Raw genomic sequence first — 2775 nt, forward strand, 5'->3', positions numbered from 1 at the left:
TGCTGGGGCGAGTCAGCAGAGCCAGCCAGTCGGTTGTCCGTGCCGCGTTGCAACAGGTGTTCGTGCAGACGGAGGAACAAAACGCCCATGCCACCTGGCGCGAGGTCGCAGCCCAGCTGGAAAAGAACTTCCCGGCAGTCACAGAGATGATGGACGAAGCGGAGGCGGAGGGGCTGGCGTACTTCGGGTTCCCGGGAGCGCACCGGGTGAAAATCCACTCCACGAACACGCTGGAGCGCCTGAATAAAGAGGTGAAGCGGCGTTCCCACGTGGTGGGTATCTTCCCCAACGAAGAGAGCATAACCCGGCTTCTGGGTGCGGTGCTGACGGAGCAGAACGAAGAATGGCTGTTGCAGAACCGCTACCTGCCGCAGCACAGCATGGCGGAGATAGAGCAGACCGCTGAAAACGATGTGATCGAGGCGCTGCCACTCAGCGCTTAACAGACATATTACCGGACCGGAAGGCTGGATCTGCATTTACACCACCTTGACGGACTCGACCCGCGCAGGCAGTTCTGCACCCACTGCAGCTCAGTGGCCTGACTGACGAGATGCTTAGGAGAGATAAACAGCGGATTACACCGCAGCTTACTGCTCAGCACCCAGCCGAGCTGCTGCCCGTTATCAATCAGGGGTTCCACGCTGTCTGGCGCGGCATCGGGCGGTGTAAACTTCCCGCACAGGCGCTTTTTCGCCATGCCGATAGTGGGGGACATCCACCAGAAGACGAAAATGGCTGGCAACGCCGAGGCAGCGTGGATGGGTAATGCCGTGACCGTCCACCAGCAGCAGAGCAGGTCAGGATGGTGCTCCAGCAGCTGCTAGGCGGCCTGTAGTGCGGGCATTTCACGGAGGGAGAGGAAACCTAGAATATAGGGCATGGTGGTGGCAATACGCGCCACCCTATGCTCAATGACCTACAGCGAGGGATATTCGAGGATCGCCAGCGCGGCGGCATTACGTCAAAAAAAATCATCCCGATCAATCATCTCAGCGGCGCACTGCCGCTGCTGGTCACGTAATGCTGCAATATCCATATTTCCTCGCCTTAGCTGATTTATCCGAGGTGGTAAGGGCGCGAAAGTTTATGCACCGCTTCAACAAACATACCTGCGTTTTCAGGTGGAACATACTGATGAATGCCGTGGCCTAGATTGAAGACATGGCCGGTACCCTCGCCAAAGCCTTCAAGAATACCCGCCACTTCCTGTTCGATACGTACTGGCGATGCGTAAAGCATGGAGGGGTCCATATTGCCCTGCAGCGCCACTTTATGGCCTACGCGGCGACGTGCATCGGCAATGTCGGTGGTCCAGTCAAGGCCCAGCGCATCACAACCTGTCGCCGCCATGGCTTCCAGCCACTGCCCCCCCCCTTTGGTAAACAGCGTGACTGGAACGCGCCGACCTTCGTTCTCGTGCAGCAGACCATCGACGATCTTGTGCATGTAGTGAAGTGAGAACTCCAGATAGTCGCGCCCGGTCAGCACGCCGCCCCAGGTGTCAAAAATCATTACCGACTGTGCACCAGCACGGATCTGCGCATTGAGATACTGCGTGACGCTGTCCGCCAGCTTATTCAGCATCAGGTTCAGGGTGGCGGGCTCGGCGTACATCATCTTTTTCAGCTTGGTGAAAGCCTTACTGCTACCGCCCTCAACCATATATGTCGCCAGCGTCCACGGGCTACCGGAGAAACCAATCAGCGGAACTTCGCCGTTAAGGTTTTTACGGATGGTGCGCACCGAGTTCATCACGTAACCCAGTTCCTGCTCGGGATCGGGGATCGGCAGCTTTTCTACGTCGGCACGGCAGGTAATCGGGTTTGAGAAGCGCGGACCTTCGCCTGCTTCGAAATACAGCCCTAGGCCCATCGCATCGGGAATCGTCAGGATATCGGAGAACAGGATCGCCGCATCCAGCGCGTAGCGGCGCAGAGGCTGCAGCGTGACTTCGCAAGCCAATTCGGCATTTTTGCACAGCGACATAAAGTCACCAGCCACGGCACGCGTTGCTTTATATTCCGGCAAATAACGGCCGGCTTGGCGCATCATCCACACAGGGGTGATATCAACCGGTTGGCGCAGCAGGGCGCGCAGGTAACGATCATTCTTCAATTCGCTCATCTTAAGGCTCTTCTATCTCCAGTCATACCTGTAGTGTAACATTACACTGGGATTGACCATGAGGCTACGCAGCAAAATGCACCGGAAAGAGAGCCTCCCCTACCGTAGTCTTACCATCTTGTTGCAGCCAGAGGGTTAAGGCAGGTTATCAGGTTACTTTTTGAGGGTTAATGTCTGAGGGCTCAGAGGAATATCTTCAATGGCAGCCAGCGCAGCTGGGACTTTATGGCTGGCCTCCGTTGCCCTTTTTTCTCTCTTATTCGCTAGTGCCATCTCCTCTTCAACCTGATGAGACATACCAATAAAGAAACCTTTTTTTTTAATAGTCCGCGAATTCAGATAATAAGTGTCGCTACCGATGTAAAACTGGCCCACCTGCCGATGTAAATCTGACCCACCCAGGGTAAAAATGGCAGTTTTAAGGCACTGCCAATGATGACATTGGAGACCAGAGTGGAGATGAGTGTTTTACACCGTCAGGGCATGTCGATACGCGCCATCGCGCGCCAGCTTTCATGCTCTTGTGAGACCGTTCGCAGATATATCCGTAGCCCGCTGCCCGTAGGGGATATCCGCTACAAGCCTCGCGCACCCAGACCCTGCAAGCTTGACCCGTTCAAACCCTATATCCTTGAGCGCGTGGCCGCT

General features: G+C 55.9%; 4 protein-coding genes and 1 pseudogene. 2 read left to right on the forward strand and 3 right to left on the reverse strand.

All coding sequences use genetic code 11. The features are described 5' to 3' along the window. Positions 1-443, forward strand: a 443-nt coding sequence (locus BBW68_RS10155; RefSeq protein WP_186821316.1) for a transposase, incomplete at its 5' end; no start/stop codon positions are given. 8 nt (positions 444-451) lie between these two features. Here BBW68_RS10155 and BBW68_RS10160 read toward each other — a convergent pair. The 3 genes and pseudogenes from BBW68_RS10160 to BBW68_RS10170 form a co-directional block, all read right to left on the reverse strand. Further along, a pseudogene (locus tag BBW68_RS10160) lies at positions 452-955 on the reverse strand (endonuclease V); the annotation flags it as partial. Positions 956-1059: 104 nt separating this feature from the next. Next, positions 1060-2127, reverse strand: coding sequence for a uroporphyrinogen decarboxylase (gene hemE, locus BBW68_RS10165; RefSeq protein ID WP_070135270.1), 1068 nt, complete (start codon positions 2125-2127; stop codon positions 1060-1062). 153 nt (positions 2128-2280) lie between these two features. After that, positions 2281-2502 carry a hypothetical protein gene (locus BBW68_RS10170; protein WP_070135271.1) on the reverse strand — a complete coding sequence of 74 codons (222 nt, stop codon included), beginning with the start codon at positions 2500-2502 and terminating at the stop codon, positions 2281-2283. Positions 2503-2559: 57 nt separating this feature from the next. On the opposite strand from BBW68_RS10170, the gene BBW68_RS16625 reads away from it, so the two are divergent. Then, a partial coding sequence (locus BBW68_RS16625; protein WP_148127628.1) for a helix-turn-helix domain-containing protein occupies positions 2560-2775 on the forward strand: 216 nt, incomplete at its 3' end.

The sequence above is a fragment of the Candidatus Erwinia dacicola genome (genome assembly GCF_001756855.1).
Classification (GTDB): domain Bacteria; phylum Pseudomonadota; class Gammaproteobacteria; order Enterobacterales; family Enterobacteriaceae; genus Erwinia; species Erwinia dacicola.

Coding starts and splice junctions, on each gene's coding strand:
- hemE (WP_070135270.1), bottom strand. CDS start 2,127: ATGAGCGAATTGAAGAATGATCGTTACCTGCGCGCCCTGCTGCGCCAA.